The 25,374-nt window shown below is 44.9% G+C and carries 25 protein-coding genes and 1 pseudogene; 8 read left to right on the top strand and 18 right to left on the bottom strand.

The window, feature by feature from the left end; all coding sequences use genetic code 11:
* The first annotated feature begins 103 nt into the window (after nucleotides 1-103).
* A complete protein-coding gene (locus tag A3CY_RS0114710) occupies nucleotides 104-2,410 on the top strand; it encodes a TonB-dependent receptor (RefSeq protein ID WP_018338694.1) in 2,307 nt (768 codons plus the stop codon).
* Nucleotides 2,411-2,616: 206 nt separating this feature from the next.
* Here A3CY_RS0114710 and A3CY_RS0114705 read toward each other — a convergent pair whose 3' ends face one another.
* Nucleotides 2,617-3,489 (bottom strand): NigD1/NigD2 family lipoprotein, encoded by an 873-nt coding sequence (locus A3CY_RS0114705; RefSeq protein ID WP_026207708.1) that lies wholly within the window; start codon nucleotides 3,487-3,489, stop codon nucleotides 2,617-2,619.
* A 217-nt stretch (nucleotides 3,490-3,706) separates the two neighbouring features.
* On the opposite strand from A3CY_RS0114705, the gene A3CY_RS0114700 reads away from it, so the two are divergent.
* On the top strand, nucleotides 3,707-4,684 hold the full coding sequence (locus A3CY_RS0114700) for an N-acetylmuramoyl-L-alanine amidase family protein (protein ID WP_018338692.1): 978 nt from the start codon (nucleotides 3,707-3,709) through the stop codon (nucleotides 4,682-4,684).
* A gap of 4 nt (nucleotides 4,685-4,688) precedes the next feature.
* On the opposite strand, the gene A3CY_RS0114695 is transcribed toward A3CY_RS0114700, so the two are convergent.
* On the bottom strand, nucleotides 4,689-5,375 hold the full coding sequence (locus A3CY_RS0114695) for a response regulator transcription factor (RefSeq protein WP_018338691.1): 687 nt from the start codon (nucleotides 5,373-5,375) through the stop codon (nucleotides 4,689-4,691).
* Nucleotides 5,376-5,392: 17 nt separating this feature from the next.
* Nucleotides 5,393-6,766, bottom strand: a complete 1,374-nt coding sequence (locus A3CY_RS0114690; RefSeq protein ID WP_169503673.1) for a sensor histidine kinase — start codon at nucleotides 6,764-6,766, stop codon at nucleotides 5,393-5,395.
* A gap of 167 nt (nucleotides 6,767-6,933) precedes the next feature.
* Between A3CY_RS0114690 and A3CY_RS0114685 the strand changes: the two genes are divergently transcribed.
* The 6 genes and pseudogenes from A3CY_RS0114685 to A3CY_RS0114660 all read left to right on the top strand — a co-directional run.
* A complete protein-coding gene (locus A3CY_RS0114685) occupies nucleotides 6,934-7,170 on the top strand; it encodes an NVEALA domain-containing protein (RefSeq protein WP_018338689.1) in 237 nt (78 codons plus the stop codon).
* Between the two features lie 11 nt (nucleotides 7,171-7,181).
* Nucleotides 7,182-8,240 carry a BF3164 family lipoprotein gene (locus A3CY_RS0114680; RefSeq protein WP_018338688.1) on the top strand — a complete coding sequence of 353 codons (1,059 nt, stop codon included), beginning with the start codon at nucleotides 7,182-7,184 and terminating at the stop codon, nucleotides 8,238-8,240.
* Nucleotides 8,227-8,805, top strand: coding sequence for a redoxin domain-containing protein (locus A3CY_RS0114675; RefSeq protein WP_018338687.1), 579 nt, complete (start codon nucleotides 8,227-8,229; stop codon nucleotides 8,803-8,805). Before A3CY_RS0114680 ends, A3CY_RS0114675 begins: the two co-directional genes overlap by 14 nt.
* Complete coding sequence (locus tag A3CY_RS0114670) at nucleotides 8,786-10,639, top strand: tetratricopeptide repeat protein (RefSeq protein WP_018338686.1); 1,854 nt, start codon at nucleotides 8,786-8,788, stop codon at nucleotides 10,637-10,639. The genes A3CY_RS0114675 and A3CY_RS0114670 overlap by 20 nt, the downstream gene beginning before the upstream one ends.
* Nucleotides 10,640-10,782: 143 nt before the next feature.
* Entirely contained in the window at nucleotides 10,783-12,264 is a 1,482-nt protein-coding gene (locus A3CY_RS0114665) for a glycoside hydrolase family 10 protein (protein ID WP_018338685.1), read from the top strand.
* Between the two features lie 188 nt (nucleotides 12,265-12,452).
* Nucleotides 12,453-12,713 (top strand): annotated as a pseudogene (locus A3CY_RS0114660) (MmcQ/YjbR family DNA-binding protein); the annotation flags it as partial.
* Here A3CY_RS0114660 and A3CY_RS0114655 read toward each other — a convergent pair.
* From A3CY_RS0114655 to A3CY_RS23000, 15 genes are all read right to left on the bottom strand, one after another.
* Nucleotides 12,685-13,029 (bottom strand): hypothetical protein, encoded by a 345-nt coding sequence (locus A3CY_RS0114655; protein ID WP_018338683.1) that lies wholly within the window; start codon nucleotides 13,027-13,029, stop codon nucleotides 12,685-12,687. The pseudogene A3CY_RS0114660 and the gene A3CY_RS0114655 overlap by 29 nt on opposite strands.
* Before the next feature lie 10 nt (nucleotides 13,030-13,039).
* Nucleotides 13,040-14,101: a WG repeat-containing protein gene (locus A3CY_RS0114650; RefSeq protein WP_018338682.1), complete on the bottom strand. Its 1,062-nt coding sequence runs from the start codon at nucleotides 14,099-14,101 to the stop codon at nucleotides 13,040-13,042.
* Between the two features lie 22 nt (nucleotides 14,102-14,123).
* Nucleotides 14,124-14,741: a hypothetical protein gene (locus tag A3CY_RS0114645; protein WP_155828364.1), complete on the bottom strand. Its 618-nt coding sequence runs from the start codon at nucleotides 14,739-14,741 to the stop codon at nucleotides 14,124-14,126.
* Between the two features lie 16 nt (nucleotides 14,742-14,757).
* The gene (locus A3CY_RS0114640; RefSeq protein ID WP_018338680.1) at nucleotides 14,758-15,267 is read right to left on the bottom strand and encodes a hypothetical protein; all 510 of its coding nucleotides are present in this window, start codon (nucleotides 15,265-15,267) and stop codon (nucleotides 14,758-14,760) included.
* Nucleotides 15,268-15,281: 14 nt separating this feature from the next.
* A complete protein-coding gene (locus tag A3CY_RS0114635) occupies nucleotides 15,282-15,644 on the bottom strand; it encodes a YkvA family protein (RefSeq protein WP_018338679.1) in 363 nt (120 codons plus the stop codon).
* A gap of 42 nt (nucleotides 15,645-15,686) precedes the next feature.
* Nucleotides 15,687-16,571 carry a M48 family metallopeptidase gene (locus A3CY_RS0114630; RefSeq protein ID WP_018338678.1) on the bottom strand — a complete coding sequence of 295 codons (885 nt, stop codon included), beginning with the start codon at nucleotides 16,569-16,571 and terminating at the stop codon, nucleotides 15,687-15,689.
* A gap of 126 nt (nucleotides 16,572-16,697) precedes the next feature.
* Nucleotides 16,698-17,207 (bottom strand): hypothetical protein, encoded by a 510-nt coding sequence (locus A3CY_RS0114625; RefSeq protein ID WP_148375198.1) that lies wholly within the window; start codon nucleotides 17,205-17,207, stop codon nucleotides 16,698-16,700.
* 12 nt (nucleotides 17,208-17,219) lie between these two features.
* On the bottom strand, nucleotides 17,220-18,212 hold the full coding sequence (locus tag A3CY_RS0114620; protein ID WP_018338676.1) for a dynamin family protein: 993 nt from the start codon (nucleotides 18,210-18,212) through the stop codon (nucleotides 17,220-17,222).
* Nucleotides 18,213-18,216: 4 nt separating this feature from the next.
* The gene (locus A3CY_RS0114615; RefSeq protein WP_018338675.1) at nucleotides 18,217-20,481 is read right to left on the bottom strand and encodes a dynamin family protein; all 2,265 of its coding nucleotides are present in this window, start codon (nucleotides 20,479-20,481) and stop codon (nucleotides 18,217-18,219) included.
* A gap of 46 nt (nucleotides 20,482-20,527) precedes the next feature.
* A complete protein-coding gene (locus A3CY_RS0114610) occupies nucleotides 20,528-21,973 on the bottom strand; it encodes a hypothetical protein (protein ID WP_018338674.1) in 1,446 nt (481 codons plus the stop codon).
* Nucleotides 21,974-21,988: 15 nt separating this feature from the next.
* Nucleotides 21,989-22,918 (bottom strand): M48 family metalloprotease, encoded by a 930-nt coding sequence (locus A3CY_RS0114605; protein WP_018338673.1) that lies wholly within the window; start codon nucleotides 22,916-22,918, stop codon nucleotides 21,989-21,991.
* Nucleotides 22,899-23,408 (bottom strand): hypothetical protein, encoded by a 510-nt coding sequence (locus A3CY_RS0114600; RefSeq protein WP_018338672.1) that lies wholly within the window; start codon nucleotides 23,406-23,408, stop codon nucleotides 22,899-22,901. Before A3CY_RS0114600 ends, A3CY_RS0114605 begins: the two co-directional genes overlap by 20 nt.
* Nucleotides 23,409-23,420: 12 nt before the next feature.
* Nucleotides 23,421-23,756 (bottom strand): hypothetical protein, encoded by a 336-nt coding sequence (locus A3CY_RS0114595; RefSeq protein ID WP_018338671.1) that lies wholly within the window; start codon nucleotides 23,754-23,756, stop codon nucleotides 23,421-23,423.
* Entirely contained in the window at nucleotides 23,749-24,783 is a 1,035-nt protein-coding gene (locus A3CY_RS0114590; RefSeq protein WP_018338670.1) for a sigma factor-like helix-turn-helix DNA-binding protein, read from the bottom strand. The genes A3CY_RS0114595 and A3CY_RS0114590 overlap by 8 nt, the downstream gene beginning before the upstream one ends.
* A gap of 123 nt (nucleotides 24,784-24,906) precedes the next feature.
* On the bottom strand, nucleotides 24,907-25,068 hold the full coding sequence (locus tag A3CY_RS23000) for a hypothetical protein (protein ID WP_018338669.1): 162 nt from the start codon (nucleotides 25,066-25,068) through the stop codon (nucleotides 24,907-24,909).
* Nucleotides 25,069-25,374 lie beyond the last annotated feature (306 nt).

The raw sequence follows: 25,374 nt of genomic DNA, 5'->3' as shown, positions 1-25,374 counted from the left end.
ATAAAACAAAAAATCTATCACGGGTATATATGTTATTTCATTTTGAAACAGCACTCGAGGTTGTACCCATATAACATAGGTACACCCGTAAAAAATATGGATTATGAAAAACTTACTTACACTTATTATACTTCTCCTTCCCGTTCTTTATTGTCGCGCCGAGGAAGAAGAAAAAATCAAAAAAACGACCGATGCGAACATCAATGGGCATGTTATCCTTAAAGAAACCGGAGAACACCTCCCCTTTCTCACGATATTGCTAAAAGGAACAAACATCGGTACCGCCACCGACGAAAGCGGACACTACTTCCTGAAAAACCTTCCTCTCGGAAAATACACACTACGGGTGCAGGGTGTAGGCTACAAAAGCATCGAGAAAGAAATCAATATTGTAAAAGGCAAAACACTAGAGGTTAACTTCGAACTAGAGGAAGACGTTGTCATGCTTGAAGGAGCCGTGATTACCGCCAACCGAAACGAAACGGATCGCCGGGAAGCACCCGTGGTGGTAAATGTCCTGTCACCCAAAATATTCGAGAACACAAATTCGGTATGCCTATCGCAAGGTTTGAATTTCCAACCGGGCTTACGGGTAGAGAACAATTGCCAGAACTGTGGATTTCAACAAGTACGCATCAACGGATTGGACGGTCCGTACTCGCAAATATTGATTGACAGCCGCCCCATGTGCAGCTCCCTCGCCGGAGTTTACGGTCTGGAACAAATCCCAGCAAACATGATCGAACGGGTAGAAATCCTTCGAGGGGGCGGTTCCGCATTATTCGGGGCAAACGCAATCGCCGGAACGATCAACATCATCACCAAAGAACCGTTATACAATTATTTTCAGATAGGACACACCATCTCTGCCATTAACGGCGATAGTTTCGACAACGTGACCTCATTCAACGGGGCTATCGTCAGCGAGCAACGCAACGCCGGGATTCATCTTTTCGGCATGGTACGTGACCGTCAACCTTACGACCATGACAGCGACGGATACTCCGAATTGGGAGAAATCAACAGCACCACGCTAGGGTTTCGCACTTACTACAAACCCACGCATTTCAGCAAGCTCTCGATGGAATACCACCACATCAAGGAATTCCGCCGGGGAGGAAACAATTTAGACCTTCCCCCTCATGAGGCAGACGTGGCGGAACAAGCCGACCATAATATCCACGGGGGAGGACTAAATTACACGCTATCGTCCAAAGACTACAAGCATCGTTTCAACGCGTACACCTCCTTGCAAAACATTGAGCGGAAATCTTATTACGGCGCCGGACAAGACCCGAACGCTTACGGGCGAACCAAGGACTTCACCGTCGTGGGCGGAGCACAATACGCTTATGATTTCGACAATTTGCTATTCATGCCTTCCGTGCTAACCATGGGGATTGAATTTTCGCACAATAAATTACATGACAAGATGCTCGGTTACAACCGGGAGATCAACCAGGAAGTAAACGTTTACAGCGCTTACCTGCAAAATGAATGGAAAACAGCCCGTTTCAGTTTCTTGTTGGGCGGACGACTTGACAAGAACAGCAACGTGGACAACCCGATATTCAGTCCCCGCGTAAACATCCGCTACAACCCGGTCACAGACCTTAGTTTCCGGGCCAGCTACTCGGAAGGATTCCGGGCTCCCCAAACTTACGACGAGGACTTACACGTCGCGGCAGTCGGTGGAGAAGTAACCCTGATCCAGGTTGCCGAAGACTTGAAAACAGAAAAGTCCCGCAGTTACAGTGCTTCCGTCGATTATTACACCACGCTGGGTCCCGTGCAGATCAATTTGCTCGTGGAGGGATTCTACACCCGATTAAGAAATCCTTTTGTGCTGGAAGAAATTGAAACCGAAGATGAGGAAAACAAAATACTGGAACGCCGGAACGGTTCGGATGCCAAAGTAAAAGGCATCAACATCGAGGGAAGAATCGCCCCACACAAATCCGCCCAGATCCAATTCGGCGCCACCCTGCAAAGCAGCAAATACGCCGATCCCGTGGCTTGGAGCAATGACCCGGAGGTGGCACCCTGCCGTAAATTACTACGTTCCCCGGACGAATACGGCTACATCACGTTGAGCTTGCTCCCCTTCAAGAATTTCTCTGCCGCCCTATCGGGAACCTACACGGGTTCCATGTACGTGGGGCATTTCGCCGGATATATCGAGAAAGACGTATTGAAGAAAACATCCTCTTTCTTTGACGGTACCCTGAAACTGGCTTATGACATCAAGATCGGCAGCGGCTACACGATACAAGTCAATGGTGGCGTGCAAAACGTGTTCGACAGCTACCAGAACGATTTCGACAAGGGTGAATTCCGGGATTCCGGTTACATCTACGGTCCCGGTCTCCCGAGAACCTATTTCGCCGGAATTAAATTTGGTATATTCTAAAAAACAGATCAAGATTACCTTCCTTAATATCCCGTGGAGCCCAAATCTAAAGCTCCACGGGATTCTCATTTCAATTCTTCACCCAAAGGTATAATACCATTTGGTAGAAAATATTTTTATCAATATTGGGAAAAATAAAAGGACTGTCTTCACGGACAGCCCCTTTATTTTCCCTTAGAGTAGTTTTATTACTTGAATTTAATATCTTAGTTAATCTCCCCTACAACATCCTCGCTGGTAACCAATTTCCGCTCGTTATTGTTTTGATTCAAACCGTTGGTTACTTCCGGCTCGTTGGTTTCGGACAAAGTGAAGGTTCCGCTATCTTCACGGGTAACGGTTTCGGATGAATCTTTCTTGTATTCCGTCCAGATTAGTTTCACCGGTACGGATTTCTGTCCCTCGGGGACAATAGAAGTCAAGTCAAACGACACTCTGCCACGGCTCCACACGTGAGAACCCGTACCCCGGTCGCCTTCTTTAGGAGCTTCCCCGTAAGCATTGTGACGCAAGGTAACGTACACGGTGTCATGGTGAACCTCCACGTCGTCCTCTACCAGGTTAATAAAATGCTTGGTCGAAGAACCGGACTTCACGGGAATTCTAAATTCCACGTTCAGGTATTTCCCACCGAACCATGCTTCCGACACGTTGATCGGGTCATTACCGATACTGTCTTGACGTACTTCCTCGTTTTCTTTGATAAAAGAAAGCTTCACGGGATCTTTCGTCAACACCTCGGTTGCACGGTACAAACGGATATAATAATTCATATTCCCCTCCAATCCGGTTTCATCTCTCTCGCTTCCCAGGATAGAGTAATTGGCGAATACCCGCAAACCTTCCTCTGCATCGGAAGAATTAATCGCCGCTCCCTCGGATACGATCAGGCGACTACCGTCATCCCGACGGATCGCGAATTTAGAACGTGTGCCGTTATCTATCTTCTCGAGATTCCCGTAACTGATCCACGAGCTTCCACCGCTCACGTAATAATACTCGTCATCGTCGTCACACGCCGCGAACACGGCAACAAATAACGACAACATTAATGCAATTTTCCATGTCTTACTTTTCATAGCTGTTTTTTTAACGTTTACTTATAAGATGCCATTATTTCCCTTTCGTTGCGTCAAGTGGTTGAATTATTGTATTTTTTAATTTTCGTTTGTCTAAATTTATTATTTTCCCACCGCTATTTTACCTGTTATATCCTTCTTTGTAACAATATCTTTCGGGTACTAACGAAAAAAACTATATTTGCAATGACATTTTAAACTCAGGCAGAAATCAACCATGAAATATATACTTATTATATACACGGGCATTGTATTTATCCTTTTCGCCACTCCCGGTTTCGCGCAAGAAACCGCCACCCCGAGAAAAGGGGAAGGCGTGCTTCAATTCCTGAAACGTTTCGATCGTACGAAACCGGAGCATCACGCGCAATTTCTAGAACTGAACAAAAGCAAATTAGATAAAAATAACGGGCTTCGCTTGGGAGTAAAATACACCCTTCCCCCAATGAACCGGGAGGGAGTCGAACCTTTGTTCGGTAGCCCGCTAAAAAAATACACAATAGAATCCGACGAACTCAACGGAGCCTGTTTTTATCTGGTTTCCGGTCATGGCGGACCCGATCCCGGCGCCATCGGGGTATTACGGGGACACCAGTTGCACGAGGACGAGTATGCCTATGACATCACGCTTCGACTGGCTCGTGTTCTCCTATCGAAGGGCGCCAAAGTACACATCATCATTCAAGACGCCGTGGATGGCATCCGGGACGATAAATTCCTTGCCACCAGTGATCGGGAAACCTGTATGGACGACCCGATTCCCTTGAATCAGGTACAACGCCTCAAACAACGCTGCGATAAGATCAACACCCTCTTCCGCAAAGACAAAGAAGCCTACCGCCGGGCAATCTTTATCCACCTGGACAGCCGAAGCGAGAGCAAACAGATCGACGTCTTTTTCTACCATTACGAGGGAAGCGCCAAGGGGCAACACCTAGCCAACACGCTACAAGAAGTATTCAACAAAAAATACGATAAACACCAACCCAACAGGGGATTCTCCGGCACTGTAAATACCCGTGACCTATACGTCATCAAACAAACCCTGCCCGTCGCCGTTTTCCTTGAACTGGGAAACATCCAAAACAGCCGGGATCAACAACGTTTTCTCCTCAACGACAACCGCCAAGCCTTGGCAAATTGGATTAGCGAGGGCTTGATACAAGACTTTCAATATCATTCCAAACGGAAGTAAACCTTTATTTCTCCTTCACCATCAATCCAATTCCCGTACCCCACGAGGAGGCAATAGAGATAGAGCAACCTTTCGGGATCGCTTTTCTCAAATTCACCAGATGCCTGTCCAGATAACGGACTGTTTCCTTGAACTTGTTGCCCCACACCGCTTCCACCAGTGCTTTCTTTGGTATATAGCAATTTTTGTTCATGCACAATTCGATCATAATCTTAATTTCTAACGGGGTAAGCGGAATCACTTGGTTGTTCACGACAAGTTCACGATTTACTAAATCAAGATAATCCTTATCGTTTATTTCAATGACTTTTTCGCTGCGTTCTCGAAAACCGACTAACCTCAATCCCACTTCGATGCGGGCAGCCAATTCCTCGTTGCTAACTTCTTTCCGGATATAATCGTTCGCACCAGTCTTCAACCCGATTACCACGTTCATCGTTTCGCCGAGTGTACTCAAAAATAGGATCGGAATCAAAAGGTCGTCCTTTCGGATAGCTTGTGCCACTTCCAAGCCGGTCATCTTCGGCATCATCATATCAAGCAACACCAAATCCGGCTTCACCTGCTTGTACATTTTCAGAGCCTGCTCGCCATCCTCGGCATGATAAACCGTGTAACCTTTCTTTTTCAAGAAATCAATACAACCTACCCACCATTCTGCCTCGTCTTCAGCATACAAAATCTTAGCCATTCCCGTTTTGTCAAATATTAATCGTTTTCATCTACTATTAAAGGAATCATTACGATAAACGTGGTTCCGCCTCCTTCCGTGTCCTCTACCCGAATCACGCCGTTATGTCCTTCTATTACCTGTTTCACGTAACTTAACCCGATACCGAAACCGTGCACGTCAGCGGAACGACCTTTTGAAATCCGGAAATAACGATCGAATATCTTCTCTCTAAGTTTTTCCGGGATACCAATCCCGTGGTCTTTCACCGCCACGAGTAACATTTTCCCCTCTCTCCTGCACAAAACTTCAATTTCCGGCGTATCCCCAGAATACTTGATCGCATTCTCGATCAAATTACTGATTGCGTTGGGAAAATGGAGCGTATCGGCTTCAACAACGTCAACTCCCAATTGATAATCAACCTTGATCGAAACCTTTTTCTCGTCGAAGACGGAATCAAACTGTTGAACAAGTTCATCAATTGTAACACGCAAATTTAGCTTTTTCCACGTTATTTTGAACCCCTGCTTCCAAACATTTAATAATTTATGCACAAAATTAGCCAATCTCTGCACCCGGAACGAAACGGCATTCAATTGTTCCAGCTGCTCTTTCTTCAATCCCTCAACATTTTCCAGCTTCAAATCAAGAAAACCCTTTTGAATAATCGCCAAAGGCAACTTCAACTCATGCACCATACTCGTCATAAACTCTTCCCTGATCTTCGCCACATCAAATTGGAAGGATATTGTTTTCCATTGGTATATGAAACAAACAACTATAAATATCAACATAAGAAACGAGCTTGCAATTGCACCTGCCATCTGGAAAAAGAACATCTTATAAGGCATATCAAAATAAGCCATCAATCCGTGATGACTTTTCAGACCAAGTTCTATCACATTGGAAATAATACGCTTATCAACACGAGAAGAACCATTTTCCGTGGTCGCTATAATTTGACCACTTTCTATATCAATTAATTCGAGGATAAAATTATCTGTAATGCCATTACGTTTAAAATAGGTTTGACAAATACTATCTAGCGCAAGCATATTTTCTGCCGATTGTCGATTAATCACATCATAGCAGATTTTTCTAAATAGCCCCGAATAACCTCCACCTTTATTAAAGTCTAAAGCAGTTGTGTCACCTCTATTTACAAACGTGACCAATTCCTGGTCTATATTAAAACTCACCCGAGGATAATTTTGTCGTAAAGTTTGATTTCCGACCAAATATTCCTCGAAACCTGTCTCCACTGCCATTGCCAAAATTTCATTAACATTAGTTATGAATTCAGCCTCTTTATATTTGACTGTACGATACAACCAAAACGCCTGAAATGTCAACAGACAGGCTATCGCAAACATAGAAATAGCGGAGGCTACATGGATTCTTATACTCATAAACATCAATTAAAAATCACACATAAATATATAATAATTTCATCATTTTACCCCATTCCCTCGTACTGCAATTTTAAGAAAAATTTAAGACAAATCGATACAATTGTGGTACAATTTGTCTCAACTTTTCATTATATTTTTGTAGCACATCAAAACTCATAACAATTATGAAGAAAATAATTTTTAGTATTCTGTTCATAACTATCACCCTTGGGCTAACATTAGTTAATGTTACCCTTAGGAAAGATGACACGAATATAGATATAAAATTAAAAAATATCGAAGCGTTAGGAGAAAATGAACCGGGTGGTCCGGATCAGTGTTACGTAATCGGCACTCTTTGTATATATTACGACACCCAAGGTAACCCTATATTTTGCCCGGGACTAGCCCTTGATATATAAAAAATATGACTATGAAAAAGATACTATCCATATTACTCGTTATCGCATTCGGTTACAGTTGTTCTGATGAAGTTCGTAATACAAAACCAAAAGAGCAAAATCCATTGTTTAGCATGAGTCGTGCCGTTTCATTAAACAAATTGGATACAAGAATCAATTTGAAGGAAATCGGAATTTACAACCCGACCAAAGTAATCAAAAAAGATTCCTTACTTATCGTACTTGACCGGGATGGTTTAAACAAGATTTCTTTCTACAAAAAGGATGGAACTCAGATCGGGAAGTATCTCCCGACGGGATTAGGAGAAAACAATGGTCTATATATCCTGACCATGCACCTTGACGAGAAGGATATCCTGTCTGCTTATGATTTCGGAAACAACCGGATGGTAGAGTTTGACTTGAAACAATTGGGACAAGCCGGATTTGGTCCGACCTTTACGCCCGTCCCCACAGACAAAAGGCACTTGTGTGCGGCTAAATCGGGCAACACAATCGTGTCCACGGGAATGTTCGACAAACGTTACGGACTATTGGAAAACGGCAAAGAAGAATTCTTCCTCGATTACCCGAAGATTCCGTCTTTCCGCGACAATAAAACCACGGAACAAAGCATTTTATTTGCAAGTAATATAATAAAGATAAAACCAGATGGAACGAAATTTGTCTGTGCGAATATGCAGAGCGGTGTAATAGATGTTTGCTCTCTCATACCTTGCAACACCATCACTCGCATCACCGAGCAAAATCTCTATTCTCCAAAAGCCACGGTCAAGAGTACCAGGAGAAAGCCCGTCGCGTATTCCACAGACAACCTTTTAGGATTCTTGGATGTTGAAGTTTCCGACGAATACATATACGCTTTGTATTCAGGAAGAAGCTACAGCAAATACAAAGATCAGATAGGTTACGGTGAGCGGATTGTTGTGTTCGACTGGGAGGGCAATCACGTTCACACCTACTTGTTAGGCAATCCGTTCACCTCTATCTCCTTTTGTAAAGAAGAAAATGCCATTTATGGCTTGACAAACCATCCGAATTCAGTGTTGATTAAATATGCATTGGATTAATTTCCGTGTGAGAGTTTTGTGCCTTGGGATGTTCATCCTCCTCGGGGGATGTCATTCCAAGGATTACAAAGCCCGAAAAGCAATCGAAGAGTGGTACGGGAAAACGGTCACGTTCCCCGACTCGCCGGAGGCAAAAATCCTCGGGAGAGATACCACCGTCACGATCACGGAACTACTGGATAAAGAATATTGCGTTCTTGCTTTTTTTGATTCAACCGGGTGTACGGAGTGCAACATGAAATTGCATGATTGGCACCTACGCGTAAAAGATATAGCCGGGCAACAAGATAAAGTCAACTTCATCTTTGTCGTCCACGCTAAAAACGATGAGGCGGTATCGGCATTTGCCGTGAAGAACAAGTTCGACCACTTGATATTCTACGACACGGACAATGCCCTATGGAAGGCAAACCCGAACCTGCCGGACTGCCCCGAATTGCAAGCATTCCTCCTCGATCGGGAGCAAAAGGTCGTGTTAATTGGTAATCCGGCGAGAAACAACTCGTTGTGGAAACTATACAAACAACAAATTGAAAAAACGACACATGACAAAATGGATCAGTAACATAGTAAATTCCGTGTCCTTCATAGGACTTCTCCTGCTCCTTGCCACGATCGTGGTGATCGATGCCGAGAGCATGAACGGGATTGCTGTTGCCAAACGTTTCTGGTTCTATATTTTCATGTGCGTGACAGGCGTTCTGTCTATCATTTTGGCTTTTTATAAGACGTCGACAACACGTGTCGATGAGATCAAAACTATCATACTAGGGATACTGACTGTAGTGATTATTGGCATATCCCGCAACTCCAGATGGGAAATGATGAACGCGGAAATATTTCTGCTAGTAGTCATTTCCTTTTTTTTCTTCGACATCTATTTCCATCACAACATAAAGGCTATCAATAAATTTCACTTCATACTGGTCGGCTTCGCCCTGCTAGAAGTCATTTGGGGCTATTGTCAATTGTACGTCTATATCCCGGAATTGCAAACGGATTTCCGACTCCGGGGATCGTTCAACAGCGCATACGCTTATGCCCTATTCTTGGCAACAGTCGCCCCCATTGCCCTCTACTGGACAATCACGCTTTACCAGGGATTAATCCAAAAACTTGCGACACCCTCCTATTCCGAGCAAAGCAGGTCTGAAACCATCGACGAGATCATGTTATTTTTGCTATCCGCTCTCGGGCTTATCGGGATTGCCACCATTCTCCCCTTCACCGGGAAATGGATTGCCTGGTTCACTGCCGCTTGCGGGTGCGGGCTTATCCTGTACTTCAAATTGAATATTTACACGAGAATCAAAAGTCGTTACCTGCAAACTCGAAAACAAAGAATCATTTTCCCATTAATCGTTTTCCTGATCGCTTGTTGCTCATTGGGAGGCTATTATAAACTCCGGAAAGACGCCGTGGACGAACAATTGCTGTCGTGGAAAATATCCATGAACGTGCTGTCCGAAAACCCGTTATTCGGCATCGGCATCGGAAACTTCCAAAAAGCATTCGGTGACGCCCAATCCGACTATTTTGCACACGGCGATCACGACGAGCGGGAACTCTCGTTAGCAAACACGCCCAAACACCCTATCAGTGATATTATCCGGATTACTGCCGCAACCGGGTTCCTCGGGCTCCTGCTCATCCTTGGGCTTATCGGTACCATTCTCGTGAAAGGCTTCCGGGATTTAAAAGGACATCCGGAGAAACTGGCTATCCTCGGGGCTTTGGTCACGTTCTCGTTGGCAGGGATCTTATCATCCCCTCTCAAATCGTTACCATTGGCTATCGTTCTGACACTTTTACTAGTCTTATGCACTCCCCGGGCTGTCCGCAACGAAAAAACCAAACTAAGTTTCAACCTGATCTACCTCGTGCTGGCAGGAATTGCCATCATGTGCACGTACCCCCGATTGGAAGAATACAAAACCTATCGCTCGTGGGCTAACGGCAAACGCTATTACGACATGAAAATATACGCGGTGGCGGTCAATATATATACCCCGTTGACGAAAACATTGAAACATCCTAATTTCTTGTTTGAATACGGGCAAGCACTCTCCCAAATAGGTCGATATGAAGATAGTATCACTGTTCTCCAAGAAGTGTCACAATCTGTATCCGACCCGATGATATACAATATTATCGGGAAAAATTATCAGGCCATGGGTGAGTACAAGCTTGCCGAACAGAATTTCCGAAGGGCTCATTACATGACCCCCAGCCTCGTGTACTCCAATTATTTGCTGGCAAACCTTTACCACGAAATGGGACTGCACGACGAAACCCTGCAATGCGCCCAACAAGTAATCACGCAAAAAACGAAAAAAGAATCAAAAGAAACACAGGAAATGAAAAAGCAAATGGAGTCACTCATTAGGAGTATCCATTAAAAAAGCCCACCTAGGACCGTCCTGGTCCATTCACACCATAGTACATCTAAATCCATCACTTTGGGGAGACATTCTAAGTCTCCCTTTTCTTTTATACCTATAAATCCGTATATTCGCGACAATCAAAATCAAAGACCCGAAACATGAAATATATTCTATCGTTCATTTTTCTAGCACTTCTCGGCACGGCACGCCTCTCGGCACAGGAATACCCGAAACACGAATTTCGCGGGGCATGGATACAAACCGTGTTCCAGAGCGAATATGCCAAGATGTCACCGGACGAGATGAAAGCTGACTTTATCCGCAAATTGAATTATTTGCAGGAATGCGGGATAAACGCTATCGTTTTCCAGGTACGACCGGAAGCCGACGCATGGTATCACTCGGAGATCGAACCGTGGAGCCGTTTCTGCACCGGTAAACAAGGAGTTGCCCCGGAGCCGTTCTTTGACCCGATGGCTTTCCTCATCCGAGAATGCCACCGCCGGAACATGGAATTTCACGCCTGGTTGAACCCCTTCCGGGCGTGTACCTCGGGAACCGCCACCTTGTCGGATTCCCACGTCTATCACGAGCATCCAGAGTGGTTCGTCACCTATAACAAGCAATTGCTTTTTGACCCGGGCATCCCCGCCTGCCGGGAATACATCTGCCGGGTAGTGGAAGACATCGTAAGCCGCTATGACGTGGACGCCATTCACATGGACGACTACTTTTACCCGTATCCCGTGAACGGGATGCCTTTCCCCGACGACAATAGTTTCCATACTTACGGGCAGGCGAAAGGATATTCACCCGACGAACGGGATGACTGGCGCCGAGAGAACGTGAACCAACTCATCCGGGATCTGAAACGAACAATCGTTCAAACCAAACCTTGGGTACGTTTCGGTATCAGCCCCTTCGGGATATACCGCAACAAACAAAGCACCCCGGACGGTAGCGGCAGCAATACCAACGGGTTGCAGAACTACGACAACCTGTACGCAGACGTGACGCTGTGGGTTAAAAAGAAATGGATCGATTACAACATCCCCCAGGTATACTGGGAAATCGGACACCCGGCAGCAGACTATATCACCCTTGCCCAATGGTGGAACAAAAACGCTCACGACATCCACCTTTACCTCGGGCAAGACGTGGCTCGAACGATGAAAGCCGGCGACCTGACGACCAAAATGGAAACCGCCCGTTCCCTACGCCACGTGAAAGGCAATTGCTTTTGGCCTGCCAACGAGATATTGTGGAATAACAAGGGCGTCGCCGACAGCCTCCGGGAGCATTACCACCGCTACCCGGCATTGATTCCCGCGTACACGCATATGCACAACGGACACCCCAAGAAAATCGCCAAACCCCGAACCGAACGCACGGACAAAGGCTACACCGTGAAATGGTTCTCTATCGGCGACCGCGAAGATCCGCGCAATCCCCAATATTTCGTGATCTACCGCTTTGCCCCGAAAGAAAAGATCAACCTCAACGATCCCACCAAAATCGCCGCCATCACGCGTTACACGGAATGTTATCTCCCCGTCTCCCGAACAAAATACCGTTACGTGATTACCGCCATCGACCGCTTCCACAACGAGTCGAAAGGGAAAAAGATTAAAATAAAGTAAACACAGGACAAGTTTTTATTGAAATACGTTACAAGATAGCCATGAGATATTCTTTTTTTAGTAATTCATAAATACAAGACGGACTTTGAACATATAACTCATTCTCTTTATTTTGTACACAATCATACTCTTTAGAATTCTTTATATTTGGGTGCGGGTAAAACCGGAATCGGAAAAAGTCAGATAAAATGAATATCGAGGTGTTCGATTTTTGTTGTATCAAGTGTGATCCCGACGAATCGGTAGAATTACGGGCCCGGTACGTCGGGATAACCCCCGGCTGGCACATGAACAAGAAATATTGGATTAGCGTCCATTTCAACCAGGATGTCCCGGATAACAAGATCCGGGAACTTGTGAAAAAATCTTACGATATTGTAGTCAACGGCCTTACCAAGAAAGAACGGGAGAAATTATCCGCTAGTAATACACGTGAGTTTTATACATGATTTCCCGTTTGTCGCAGTATTTTTGGATCTCGTGCTTGGCAAAACTCTTGTGTCGTCCGAAATGTTCTGCGATTTTCTTTACCAGCATTTCATCTCCTTTGACATGTAAGGTCCCGGCGAGTTTCTTCATGTTCGGTAGATCGAAGAACAGGAAGCTTTCGACCTCGCCGTCGCGGGAGTATTCGTGGGTAATGCCGCCCCAATCGACTTGAATGATCGAGAGAATCCCGTTTTCGATATATACGGTGATACAGGTTCCGATTTCTTTGTCGAAAGCATCTTGGTAGATTGTCGCTTTATGAATTTTGAATTTCATCATGTCCCGATTAATGGTTGCTCGATTGTGGATGAATAATATTTCCCTTGCTGTCAAGGAGAAGGCTGAATATTCCGTTATAATCGTATGAACAGAGATAAATATCTTTGCCAAGAGCCTCGATGTTTTTATAGCGAGGAGGGGTGATGAGTTTACCCTCGGGACTTATTAATCCGTAATATCCGGTTTCCACCGCGTACATCCAGCATTGAGCCGTGGCCATCATGGTCTCTCCGTTTTCGTTGTATATTCCCGTGTCGTAACTGAGTTGATAGATACTTCCGCAAATAAAATCGTCGAGGATCGTACCGTCGTAGTCGCAACGTTTTTGGATGTGATCGCTTTGGGAGATGTAAATCCCGCGGTCTTCCGACACGGTGACCATTTCATATTCACAAGCGAGAATCTCTACCAGAGAATCGGAGTAAACACCCCAGTGTCCATCCTTGCAAGCGGACCAGTAATTGCGTCCTTCACGTACTAGGTTATCGTATTCCGGGGCAAGAGCCCAATTACCGCTTTTGTCAATCAATCCCATTTGTCCTTTTTCGTTTGCCAACAGGCAATAACCGTTGTGGAAACAGTAATCCCTTGTTTCTTGCGGGAGGATGAAACCATGCTCGAATATTTTCTCTCCCGTGTGGTCTATAAAAAATAGGCTGTCATTCGTTGACACGGCTGCAACACCTTCCGAGAATATCCAGGCTTTGGAATACTGGGCGGGTAAGGATACTTTCCCGGTGTGGATATTGAAATATCCTCTTTTCTCTCCCGTGGAGAAGACAGCAAGAGGATCTCCTTCTTCCGAGAGGGTAATCCAGCTAACATCTTTCAATGTTTTCTTCCCGGTTTCACAGTTGAAAATGTATCCCTTGCCGTCATAACTGCTTTTGTGGTACCATATATGCCTTGATATTTGTGTATCATAATACTCGGATGTATAAAACAAGTCATCTTTTATTTCTTTCTCGTAGAAAAAATAGCAGAATGCCAGCGTGAAAATCAAAATACAAGCGGTCAGGCTCCCGGCAATGATTTTCCAGAATATGGTCATGTTTTTCAATCTTTTCATAGCTTTCTTTTTTTTATTCAGACTAGTCTTTGTAAAAAGTTTTTATTAATTCTTTTATCTTGTTCGTGCAATCGTCCAGGGCTTCCTTCGTATCGGCCCATTCCAACATAGCCCGTCGGGAGTTTATAAACACGTGGTTGGACGTGATACGGCCTCCGTGGAAATATTTTCCGCTTCGTACCGTGACATTAATGCTGACGATGAGCCACCCGTTGCTGTGAAATGTGCTGAATCCTATTTGAGAGAAACAATCTTCTTCATTATTGCATGTTACTTCTTGGATTAACTTGTTTTCTTCTTCGTTTTTTCTTAATAAATCTATTGGATCGGTTTTTTCCCATGCATTCTTGAATAGCCTTAAAAGTTCGCGAATGTGGAGGGTCAAGTGTTTTACGTTGAAGGACACTTCGGCTGCTTTCTCGATATTAATCCGGTTTTGTTCTTTTTCCCGTTCTTCGATTTCGTTTTCGGTAATGACGATAATGGAATATGTATCTCGTATTTCTTCGTCTTGTGTTTTCTCGACTTCTTTCTCTTTTTGCAGGAGTGCTTCAACAGCTTCCTGACGGGTAAGATACCGCCCGCAAAAGTAGTCTTCTCCGGCAAATGTGTCCTGTCCCCATACTTCGTAATATTTCATGGTTTTGTATTTTAATTTAATATATTTCAACTTTTTCAATAGTAAACGGGGCTTTCAAATGACCGTTCCTGTTATAAAATCCTTTCATCCGGATTTCCAGTTCATCGTACTCCTCGTTGTCGCAGTCGGTATATTTTCGGATGCATTTGTTGAGTTCGATCTCGTCTTCCGAAATCCAGGAGAGTTCTGCCAGAACATGCCCTTTCTTTAGCATTTTCAGACGTTCCGGCAGATAATTATCCCAGATGGGATCTCGGAATTGTTTCTTGTGAATCGGCATGTACATGAAGTGACTTCCCTTGTTGAATAACGACAATAGCCCGTATTTCTCGACCCAGCTTGCTCGGCCTCGCTGGAACAAAATCCCGAACCAGGTGTATGAAAAACGGTCGTCAAATCTTTGGGAGATCTGGTGTCGCGCGTTTTCTTCCGTGAGGTCGGCCAATAGATCGCTGACCCATGTTTCACCCTCGAAGATAGTGTGTCGGGCTGTCCCCTGTAAAGCATATCGTAATTCTCTGTTCATGCGGGTGTTCTTTGTTATTGGGTTAATACCTCGTATTTGGAGTATTCTGGGAACCACTTGTCCAGGGTACAATTAACCTTGTATTCTATTTCCGGGGTGATATACTTGCAGACTTTTTGGTAAACTACGGTTAGCGAGAATATCTCGTCGAACCAGCCGAGAAGGGGCAACCGTTTTACTGGGATAATGTCCATGGGTAGTAACAGGTAGGAGAGCGCGGCAAAGATCAGAAGTTTGTCGCCCTTCGGGGTTTTCGGACTTTTCATGACTTGGTACATGAGTAGTACCGGGCGAGCGCTTGCCCTTCCCACTTTTCTCGAATATTCTAACAGTTTCTCCCGGAGGGAGGAATGCTTGATTGTCTTTTCTTTTTTCATGACAAATGATTTATTGGATTAGAACTTATGAAACAAGAGCGTTTAAAGTTTCGTGTTGCAATAGATACAATGGATCCAGTTTTCCTCAACTTTGGCCCCGCAACGGGGACAGCGATTTTTGATCGCGTAATGTTCGTGAATATATTTTCGGGCATCCTGAAAATCGGGAGTGTCACACCATTTCATGATTTCTCTCACCCGGACGGCGGCGAACGGGTGATCAAGATTTGCGGTTGCCACGATCTGGAGGAATTTGTCCCATGTCTTCCCGTCCCGAATTTCCTCGTAACTGTCGGCCTGTTTCGCCCACTCTTCCACGTTAACCTCGCCGGTAACCTCTTCCGGTCCACCGGCCAGTCGCAATTGAGTTTTCACGATCGTATCCTTGCCGCTGATAATCGCTCCCACGCGGTCTGCCGATAGCTCGCTCTTGCGTGACCAGTATAGCATGGCGTATTGAAGCGGGACTAGGAAAGGTCCGAGAAGTCCCAAGGCATCCCCGCCTGTTTTCAGCAGGTCGGCCATCGTGGTATATAGCACGTGACGGCATAGGATGTGTCCGCATTCGTGGGCTAACACGGAATCGACCTCATCTTCTTTGAGGTATTGAAGCAAGCCGGAGGTGATAACCAGAAATATCCGGGTATCTCCGAATGTGTAGGCGTTGGGATAGGGATTCATTTCGAGGTAGAACTCGGGAACATCAATGCCCAGTCGTTTGCATATGATGACAAGGCGATAATATAACTTGGGCATTTGCTTTTCCGAGAGCCTGATTTTCGAGGCCATGTTGATCCCGTACAAGAGAGTTTCGTAGCTCAGGTCGAGAACCTTCTTCACCACCAGATCAAAGCCGGGAATTGATTTCATCAATTTGAGGGCGGCGGCATCTTCCGGATGTACAAATGTATTTACAAAATCGTTCATGTTATTTGTATTATTATTCGCTTTCTAAATACAATAGAGGCATCCTCGAAGAAAATCTCTGAAATAAAAAAGCAAGTGCGACATTTTTTTGTCGCACTTGCTTTCTATCGGTCTATAACGTAGGATTTACGGTTCCACGAGAATAGAGAGAATCTCGTTTTCAATCTCGGATAATCGTTTGGATACGAGCGACTGGGCCTCGGCGATAATCTTGTTTTCATTGCCCGTGAAAAAGAAGGTAATCAAAGCTGCTCCAAGCATAAACAATGCCAATTTGGGCTTCTTGGCAAGAGCGGCGAACAATCCGGTTCCCGTCAATCCTCCCGTGATCACGTTACGCACAAGCCGATCTTCATCATTATCATCCAGAAGAGCATTATTTTTCATCAAAATCTTTTCAACTTTCTCCGCACGGAGATGGTCAGCCTCGGCGAGAGCGGCATACCAGGCATTATACTTGTTGGGAAATGATTCGGAGAACCACAAGCCGCGAAGAATTTCATAAACGTAATACCCGTTGAGTTTTTTCACGATATTCTGATCGTGCATCCCTACCAACCGTTTGGTCTCGAAATCCACCATGACCTTTACCTCGTCCCATAGTGTCTTGAACTGATCTACTAAATACGCTTCCATAACAAGTTGCATTTAAATATATTTATCTATAATATCGTCTATGTCGATATCTCCTAATATATCAACGATACGATCAACTAAAAGGTTCACTCCCGACCGTTCTTTCAGGTAATTTTTATAATCACCGCTTCGAAAACTGGCGTTTTGTATAATTTCAAAATCATTGTTCATCAATTCGGCTCTGGTCATTGAATCCTTCACGGCCGAGTAATTCGCGATTCCCACTTGAGCCAAACGGTGATAGCGGGCTGAAATCGGGAAAATATTCTTCACGAGTTGCTGCCATTCCCCGGAACCCGATGGGACGAAATTACCAAGATCATAACTTAATATCTGTTTGATCTGAGCCGTCGAGGCGACACAATCCATCTTGTTAGGGGCAAAAATCATTCGCTCGTAAGGCAACAACGGCCGTTTCTTATCTTTGAACAACGTTGCTTTGAGAAAATCAATCTCATCACTGGTGAGATTTCCATGCTTGGAACCGTCATAAAGGAACACGACAACATCAGCCTCCCGCATAATCTCAGCCGTGCGTTTCACGTCGTAGTCATTAATCCCGATACCGATCGTGTCAATCAGGCACACCCCGTGATCCGTCAAATCATGGGAACAATTGACGAATCCCGACATTAAATTCTCGGCACTTTGCTCCCCCTGATAAATTTCTTTCAAACCATAAACATACTCGCGAAGAAAAGCGTCATATTCCATGTGTTGCCGTGTCCTGTCCTGGCCTCCCATAACGATAACATCATAGCTAGCCCCGAGACACGAACGCCCGATATAAGTCGTGATTTTTGTGCTCGTAGACATGGATTCCGGGAGTAATTCCCGCCCCGAGAGTGCATTGACAAGCGTACTTTTCCCGGAATTCGAAGTCCCCGCCACTACCACCTTGTACAGTCCTAAATCAAGGGCCAACTTACGGCGGAAAGATAAAGATTTACAAAGTAGCAGGTGCTTCTGAATCTCGGTTATTTCTTCTATATCAAGAGTTGGCATGGCACTAATTTATCGTATCTATCCCGTTAGCGATCACGTCCGCGCGCAACCGATCAATTTCCTCGATTACGTGATCCAGGGGTTTATTCACCTTCTCCGTGGCAAAATCACGATAGAACTCTATACGCCCCTGATTCTCCTGCAGGTGATCGCGAAGAGCGTTAAGCTCGTGTTCGATATTGCTGAGATAAAGTTTGACCATATTATCACATTCGCGGGTGGCTTTCGAAAGAAGGCTATACAAATTCAGGGTAGCATCCTTGCCCAGAAAACCTTCCGAACGAACCAAACGTCCGGCAATATCCGAATTTATCTTGTTCCGCAACTCTGTACGAGCTGCTTCCTCCATCTTCTCGAACATCTTATCCACGTTACCGCCTCCGAAAAATATCTTCACGCTAGTCCACCACCCGCGTAACGATTTCCTGACCGTCGAAGAGATCGACGTGTTGATGATCTCGTCAATCTGTTTCTGGATAATAATAATCAGAAGCACGCTCATCTCGTACAGGCTGTCGCTGATCTTTTTCTCGAAAATAGATTTGTTCACCACGGTAACCTTAAATTTGTTATCCGAATTGATAGCGCGAATCTCATCCAATACAGACGTGATATAATTATTCATGGATTGTGATAACTTATCCACGATCTGGCGATACGGGGTTTGCCGGGTTGTTTGTACGGGAGTGAATATATTTGCGCTAATCGTGTTACATATCAAATCGACAATCTTGGGAACCGGTTTAAGCAGGGAAGGTAAAAAGTCATTTTCAATCTCGATGGAAGTCAGCTCCTTCAAAGACTTTGGCGTGTAATTACCATGAGGGACATCTATTTTGATCCCGTCAATCATCTTGTTGATCCCCACGGTTGCGCTAATAAGCAATTGTTGGGAATGATGCTTGATATACGTATCGACTTCCGACGGGAAGTTGCGGGCGATCGTTTCGCTCTCCTGTTCGTAATTGCCGGAAAGGGTCTGGATCGTCTCTTTCGCTTTCTGGAATGCCGCTATCTTTGCCTCGATCGCCTCGGCATTTGATGCGAGGGCGTTGATCCTATTCTGAATCGCCAGCCGAATATTCATCGCCATCTCTTTCGTGCCGTTCAGGTGATTATCATAGATCGTACCGTCAGCGAACATGTTGCCGATCACCTTGCCCAATATGGCGTTAAAATCCTCGTAATACCCCTTTTTAAGTAACATTTCTTTAGGCAGATAGGATTTTTCCTCTTCAAATTCTTCCTTCTCCTTCACGATCGTGCGAATGGTCTCCACCTTTTTCTCATCCGAAGTTTCCAACTCCTTTCGATTCAGGCCATTGATTTTAATGGCATCTTCCTTGTAGGGATACACGCCGCAAAATGCCAGACGATTATATAAAGCGGAGTAAGTCACGATCTGCGAACACAATCGTTCATAAAGTTCCTTGGGCACTTTACCGGAATAGGCTTTTTTCAACAGGGCCGCGATATTGTTCTTGCAATTCTCGATTGAACCATGCCGAGAGGGAGACAGGTCGATCTTGTTGATGACAAAAATAATATGCTCCGGCTTGATATTGGAAACCTTCGGGTTAAAAAGCGTGGAACCGAAAAAATCAATATCTTGATCCGTGAGATTCCCAAGGGAATCAACCAACACGAAAGCGAAATCGCAATTCTTCATGTTGTGTTGGGCCTTCTCGTCATCCACGCTTGAAGCCCCGTTCCCCAATGTATCGACAAGCACGAGGGCGTAATCTTTACAGGCACCCTCCACCTCGTGAAGCGAAATATAAGCCTCGTTCAGTTCCATACTTTTAAAGCGATCGGGTTTCACGAGACGATCACGATCGGCCAAATCTTTCTCCGTGTAACAATAATAACAGCGAAAATCATCAATCGTCTCCCGTTTGGATTTCAAACTACCTTTCCGGCGTCCTTCCTTGTCAATATCAAAATAGTTCACCGTAACCCCCTCGTTCGCGTAATCCTCCGTGCGTCCGATCCAGGTAGGCATGAGCGTCGAGGTATGAATTACCTCCGGGACAATAATCTTACGTGCCAAATTGTTGATCAGCGCACTCTTACCCGAATTTGATGCTCCCAAGAACAGCACCCGTACAAGTCCCATGTTATTACGTACGGATTCTTTCGCTATAGCTTCGGCGTATTCGATCGTAGCCGCGGACTGCAACGCGGGTGCTTCATGACCGATATTAAGTAATACATCTTGAAGAGACTTGTTGCAAACGTTAACCGTCTCGTTAAATTCTTTTACGTTCATACAATCTTAAAGATTATTTTTGTATAACCAACTGTTTTTATAACACTCAAATCATCTTATTTAGCAAATTCTTCAACTTCGCCTGACGAGCCAGAAGGTTTGTCCTTTCCCCCTCGTATTGTTGTCCGATCTCGTCGATATTTTTCAGGAACATCTCCTTGATCTCGTGAATAGAATTTTTGAAATTTCTCTCCAGCAAGGGCATCAGCGTCTCTTTGAGTTGCGTTTTGATGTGTTCAAGCCCTTCTTGAAACTGCTGGGTCAATGCCTCCGAGTAAAGTTGCACGAGTTCCGTGTTACTGCGTTTAATCTTCAGCAAGCCGCCAAAAAGCTTCATGAGAATATTCGTCACGACCTCTCCCAGCAAATATCCCCAGAATCCGCCATGAAAACTAGCCACGAACACGAGCACGTTACGAATCACGCCTTCAACCGCGTTCTTGATCGAATTGTTATACAAATCGACCGTGTCGAAACTGATCGGTTGATTTCCCGCACGAACCCCGTCCGCTTCCAGATGCAAAACATCCATCTCTTTCCCGAAATAGCTTTTGTACTTCGCTGTCAACGAAGCCAATTTGTATTCCATGTCATCACGCACCACGTCCATCGTCTTCCTGATCTCGTTGCACAAGAACTCTCCCCACAGGTAGTTGAGATAAGGGCTGAAATAAAATTGTATTTTCTGAACATCTATCGCATGCAATTCCTTGTCAATCAGTAAGCGAGCTTCTCGGGCGAACTTCGTGATATCCTCGTCAAAATGAGTCGAGCAGTAATTCTGAATCTTCACCCATAACGTCAGGTCAAGCTGTTTCGCGTATACCTCGAACGATTCCCGCCGCTCTTTGAAACGAGCGATAGCCTGTTCGAGAGTTTCCAGCTTGCCCTCCACCCGGGCTAACTGTTCTTCCAAAGAAGCCTGCACGAAAACGTCTATATCACGTGCTTTCTCGCGAGCCACATCATCCAGGTTAACCGGATTTGATATGAAATGCTGCACGAGCCACACCCCGGTATTCCCTTTGCCTTCCACGTGTACGGGAGCCGTGATCCCTTTTACCTCCAACACCTTTTCCACGGTGGCTACCGCCTCTGTCACGGAAGGGATCAAGTGAGCGTGAAGAAGCACTATCGCCAGTCCGGCCCGGAGCGCGTCGTGTACTGCGATGTAATCAAGTAAGGCTACATCTGAACCTTTCAGAAGGTGTTGTGCATCCATCACGAGTACATTACGTGCCGCCCGGTTTACAGGTGCATTTCGGGAAATATCCTCGTCGTTGCCGATAGAAGAAAATTCAAACGTGTAATCTTCAAACATCCCGGAATGAAGCATCCCCGAGAACAGCGAGCAGACCTCGGCTTCAATATCCCGACTACACGCGATACATACTTGTTTCTCGGAAGAGGGAATGAGATCAACCATCTCCTGCACTTTCGAACCGATCTCTCCGGGTAGATCCGGAATCAATATATCATTTTTGTCACTCATAACGGGTTTATAGGTTTAGATGATTTTCATGATTTCTGCTTGCAAATCACGGGCTGACAAAAGATAAGCACTCTTGTCAACGGTCGTGTGATCGATCAATTCGATACAACGGGCATAGAGAAGCGATTTCCCGAAAAGTTCGATCGCCCGTGCGCGGGTCTTTCCGTTAGGATGACTTGCTTCCGAATGATCATAATCCCAAAGAGCCTCGTCCAGGTTATTCATTTTCTTGATCATGGATTGAGCTGCTGCGGCGTCGCGACAAGCGATCACCGCCGCCCGGTCTGCCGTGATCTCCTGCAACCGGGAATATTGATTATTCTGTTGCAATTGCTTGATCCGGGCAATCACCTGCGGGTTGGTTATCGTTGACAAATCTGTTGCCATGATACTGCCTTTAATCGGGTGATTCGCCAAAGCGTGCCCGATTTCGTGCCCGATCAGGGCCATGATCTCCAAGTCCGTGTATTCCGTCTTTGCCATCAATTCTTCGGAAATAAAGACATACAACATCTCCTTTGACCCGCAGGTAAAAGCGTTGTTGCTTTGGAAAAGCTCTTGTCCTTTCAGACTCGTTTCCTCCAAAGCCCGTTCCATCCGGTATATATCCTCGTCCGAATACACGTATACCAACGGCATCGGGATGCCCAGATTTTTGCATAGCGTCGTGATAATATCAAAAAGACGAGAATTATTGTTCACGTTAACAGGTTGTCTGTCAAGTACGCTCCGGAGAACTTGAATACGCAGCATATTACTCTCGTTGAACGTGTACTTGATAAATCCCGGTGCCACCTCGTTAAACTTGGCGATACTGTCCAAAAACTCCTTTTCCTGTTCGGTCACGTACAACGGGGGGTCGATAAATTTCTTGAACCCTTGTACCTCTTTCTCCATGTATTCGGAAAGAGAAAGATACGTGTTGTCAAATATTTGCATGCTCATGTATGAGGGTATTTACTTGATTCTTTATTCGGTTTAATTCTCCGGTCAGGCTTGCCATATCACAATACTTTCGGGAGTTACCATTTTTGACCGTCCCGCCTATCGTGAGACCGATCCCGATTAACGTCAGGCCGAGCGGGACAACGTTTTTTATATCCGGGATCGCGTAAGATAGAAGTCCCAGAATGAGAATCACGATTCCGGTCGCGAGTAATCCGATAGACCGTTTTCCCCGGGAGGCGGGAGAAAAATGGTCCATCTCTTTCCTGATCGCTTGTTGAACGGCAGGTTTTTCTCCGTAATAATCACATACCCACTTGTTGTATTTATTGGGAAACGTGAAATTGAACCATAGTTTATCAATAATCTCGATTTTATAATAGTTCTCAATTTGTTGCACGTTCACTTTGCCTGAACTGTTTTTAATTCTTTTGGCCTCGAAATCTACCATGATCGAGACTTCGTCCCACAACTGATTGAATTCATTCATGATCGGTAATATTTATTTCTTTTTCTTCTTTTTTGATGGGATTTGGGGCAGGGCTGCGGCGACCCCGGTGTTACCCGGTTTAAAATCAACGTTAACGACTTTACCCTTTTCTCGTTTCTCTATAAAACGTTTGATCTCGTCTTCATACTTCGCAAACATATTGTTGAAGAAACGGATGTCTTGCTTGTCGTTTTCCGGGGTCTCCGATGTCAGTAGTTCTCCCACCTCTTCGTTAGCGACGGCCGCACTTAATCCGGCAAGCGATTCTTCCGCCGAGGCACTGCCGTCAAGAATTTTCTCTATCTGGTCAAGAGTGATTTTCTTCGTTTGTTTCGATCTTTCAGGCATAGTATTTATTTTTATTGTTTTGAATCTCCGTCAGCAATCGCTTGTAAGCGATGTTCAGGTAATTATACACTTTACCGGGTGTAACTCCCATTTCCTCGGCCGTTTCCTCGGTCGATTTCCCTTCCAAAAGCCGGAGTTCGATGACCCGTCGATAGGTTTCCGTTTTCCATTTTGAAATCGTATTTCTTACAATATCTTTCATTTGCTCTGTCGTTAAATTATAACTCCATTCGGGCTCTTCAAGCAACCCGTGGTGATGGTTTAAATTTACCGCGGATAACGGGACCGTTGCTACTCCCCCGTTGACTTGCTCGAAAAAGATAGCGCTCAGAAATTCGTCTTGGGCGGCCATCCTTCCGGCCCGTTCGATCGCCAAGCGGTGGAGGCGTTCGAGGCTCTTGTTATCCTTCAGCTTCATTTTTATAAGAGTCTCCTCGTCGGGAATTCTCTGAACGTATTTCAAAAAAAGTAGATTTTTTTCTTTTTCCTCGCTGATCCGGTTGATGAGATTGACCACGTCATACTCCGTGGCATAAGGTGATTCGATGTTGAATTGTTCTTTTGGGGAAGTTGGATGATTCAAGTGATTTTGCTTGTAAAATCTCTTGAAGAAATTGGAGGCGATCGAACGTAACCAGATGACCAGGCTGCATTCCCCCCTGAAATCCGAGAGGGCCTTCCAGTCATTTTCTTTCAGGTGAAGGTAAAGTTCATCCATCAGTTCCCTGAACGTCAATTCTCCCCGGTAATCTTTCTTGTAGGCTTTCAATATTGATGGTCCGAGGAAATCCGCTCCCTCGAAAATGTCCATGATGAAATCCATGTCATCCTGACGGAATTTGTAAAGCATGAATTGATAGAAATCTTCTTCCGGGATGCCCGCGTATTTCTTACCGATCTTCCTGAGGCGGATATTAGGCTTAAGGTCGCGGGATACATCCCGATTATTCTCTTGATACTTTTCATCTTCCGGTTCGGAGAGGTATTCTTCCTCTTCCGGGTTACTGTATTTATTCCCTGTTTTCATATCATTCGTTTCACACACATCCGTACAAAAATATGTTGTATTTATGCAAAGCTATTTGAAAAATAGGAAATAAAGAAGTGAAATTTTAAATATTTGTATGCTTGTTGTTCGGTGGTTTCTTGGTCAAGCAGGTTGTCCGCAGGGTTCCCGCAAGCATATCGAGTCGGAAGCTTCTTTCCCGGAAGCACTCGTGGCGAAGCCATTGGCTCCTTTCGGGTAATCGTTGTGACCGGGGAACTCGATGCGGATAATTTTGAGTAGCCAGCGTTCCATACCGGTCACCATGCCGAAGACGACGGAGTTGCGTTTTTGCGGTTCCTTGCTCGACCTGCACTTGAAGCTAGCGCTTTTGCAATAGTTTTGGTATTTATATAGTACTTTGCGGCAAAAATGTTTGATTTATTTAAATTACTATTTATAATTTTGATATTTGTAACGAGAAAATTAATAAAGATAAAATCGTTCCAAATAACGATCAATGATTGACCACTATTTAGAACGATTACATGGTATAACTTCTATGTGAAAGTTGTACTAGTGATACATTGTATACAAGTGTCCTATAACAATTTTCTTATGAAAACACTTTGC

Origin of the sequence: Butyricimonas synergistica DSM 23225 (assembly GCF_000379665.1) — a bacterium.
Taxonomy (GTDB): domain Bacteria; phylum Bacteroidota; class Bacteroidia; order Bacteroidales; family Marinifilaceae; genus Butyricimonas; species Butyricimonas synergistica.
The sequence above is the reverse complement of the archived record's forward strand: the minus strand, read 5'-3'. Positions and strand labels throughout refer to the sequence as shown.

What these genes read in the sequence shown, in the direction of transcription:
- A3CY_RS0114710 (WP_018338694.1), top strand. Translation starts at nt 104, where the DNA reads ATGAAAAACTTACTTACACTTATTATACTTCTCCTTCCCGTTCTTTAT.
- A3CY_RS0114705 (WP_026207708.1), bottom strand. Translation starts at nt 3,489, where the DNA reads ATGAAAAGTAAGACATGGAAAATTGCATTAATGTTGTCGTTATTTGTT.
- A3CY_RS0114700 (WP_018338692.1), top strand. Translation starts at nt 3,707, where the DNA reads ATGAAATATATACTTATTATATACACGGGCATTGTATTTATCCTTTTC.
- A3CY_RS0114695 (WP_018338691.1), bottom strand. Translation starts at nt 5,375, where the DNA reads ATGGCTAAGATTTTGTATGCTGAAGACGAGGCAGAATGGTGGGTAGGT.
- A3CY_RS0114690 (WP_169503673.1), bottom strand. Translation starts at nt 6,766, where the DNA reads ATGAGTATAAGAATCCATGTAGCCTCCGCTATTTCTATGTTTGCGATA.
- A3CY_RS0114685 (WP_018338689.1), top strand. Translation starts at nt 6,934, where the DNA reads ATGAAGAAAATAATTTTTAGTATTCTGTTCATAACTATCACCCTTGGG.
- A3CY_RS0114680 (WP_018338688.1), top strand. Translation starts at nt 7,182, where the DNA reads ATGAAAAAGATACTATCCATATTACTCGTTATCGCATTCGGTTACAGT.
- A3CY_RS0114675 (WP_018338687.1), top strand. Translation starts at nt 8,227, where the DNA reads ATGCATTGGATTAATTTCCGTGTGAGAGTTTTGTGCCTTGGGATGTTC.
- A3CY_RS0114670 (WP_018338686.1), top strand. Translation starts at nt 8,786, where the DNA reads ATGACAAAATGGATCAGTAACATAGTAAATTCCGTGTCCTTCATAGGA.
- A3CY_RS0114665 (WP_018338685.1), top strand. Translation starts at nt 10,783, where the DNA reads ATGAAATATATTCTATCGTTCATTTTTCTAGCACTTCTCGGCACGGCA.
- A3CY_RS0114655 (WP_018338683.1), bottom strand. Translation starts at nt 13,029, where the DNA reads ATGAAATTCAAAATTCATAAAGCGACAATCTACCAAGATGCTTTCGAC.
- A3CY_RS0114650 (WP_018338682.1), bottom strand. Translation starts at nt 14,101, where the DNA reads ATGAAAAGATTGAAAAACATGACCATATTCTGGAAAATCATTGCCGGG.
- A3CY_RS0114645 (WP_155828364.1), bottom strand. Translation starts at nt 14,741, where the DNA reads ATGAAATATTACGAAGTATGGGGACAGGACACATTTGCCGGAGAAGAC.
- A3CY_RS0114640 (WP_018338680.1), bottom strand. Translation starts at nt 15,267, where the DNA reads ATGAACAGAGAATTACGATATGCTTTACAGGGGACAGCCCGACACACT.
- A3CY_RS0114635 (WP_018338679.1), bottom strand. Translation starts at nt 15,644, where the DNA reads ATGAAAAAAGAAAAGACAATCAAGCATTCCTCCCTCCGGGAGAAACTG.
- A3CY_RS0114630 (WP_018338678.1), bottom strand. Translation starts at nt 16,571, where the DNA reads ATGAACGATTTTGTAAATACATTTGTACATCCGGAAGATGCCGCCGCC.
- A3CY_RS0114625 (WP_148375198.1), bottom strand. Translation starts at nt 17,207, where the DNA reads ATGGAAGCGTATTTAGTAGATCAGTTCAAGACACTATGGGACGAGGTA.
- A3CY_RS0114620 (WP_018338676.1), bottom strand. Translation starts at nt 18,212, where the DNA reads ATGCCAACTCTTGATATAGAAGAAATAACCGAGATTCAGAAGCACCTG.
- A3CY_RS0114615 (WP_018338675.1), bottom strand. Translation starts at nt 20,481, where the DNA reads ATGAACGTAAAAGAATTTAACGAGACGGTTAACGTTTGCAACAAGTCT.
- A3CY_RS0114610 (WP_018338674.1), bottom strand. Translation starts at nt 21,973, where the DNA reads ATGAGTGACAAAAATGATATATTGATTCCGGATCTACCCGGAGAGATC.
- A3CY_RS0114605 (WP_018338673.1), bottom strand. Translation starts at nt 22,918, where the DNA reads ATGAGCATGCAAATATTTGACAACACGTATCTTTCTCTTTCCGAATAC.
- A3CY_RS0114600 (WP_018338672.1), bottom strand. Translation starts at nt 23,408, where the DNA reads ATGAATGAATTCAATCAGTTGTGGGACGAAGTCTCGATCATGGTAGAT.
- A3CY_RS0114595 (WP_018338671.1), bottom strand. Translation starts at nt 23,756, where the DNA reads ATGCCTGAAAGATCGAAACAAACGAAGAAAATCACTCTTGACCAGATA.
- A3CY_RS0114590 (WP_018338670.1), bottom strand. Translation starts at nt 24,783, where the DNA reads ATGAAAACAGGGAATAAATACAGTAACCCGGAAGAGGAAGAATACCTC.
- A3CY_RS23000 (WP_018338669.1), bottom strand. Translation starts at nt 25,068, where the DNA reads ATGGTGACCGGTATGGAACGCTGGCTACTCAAAATTATCCGCATCGAG.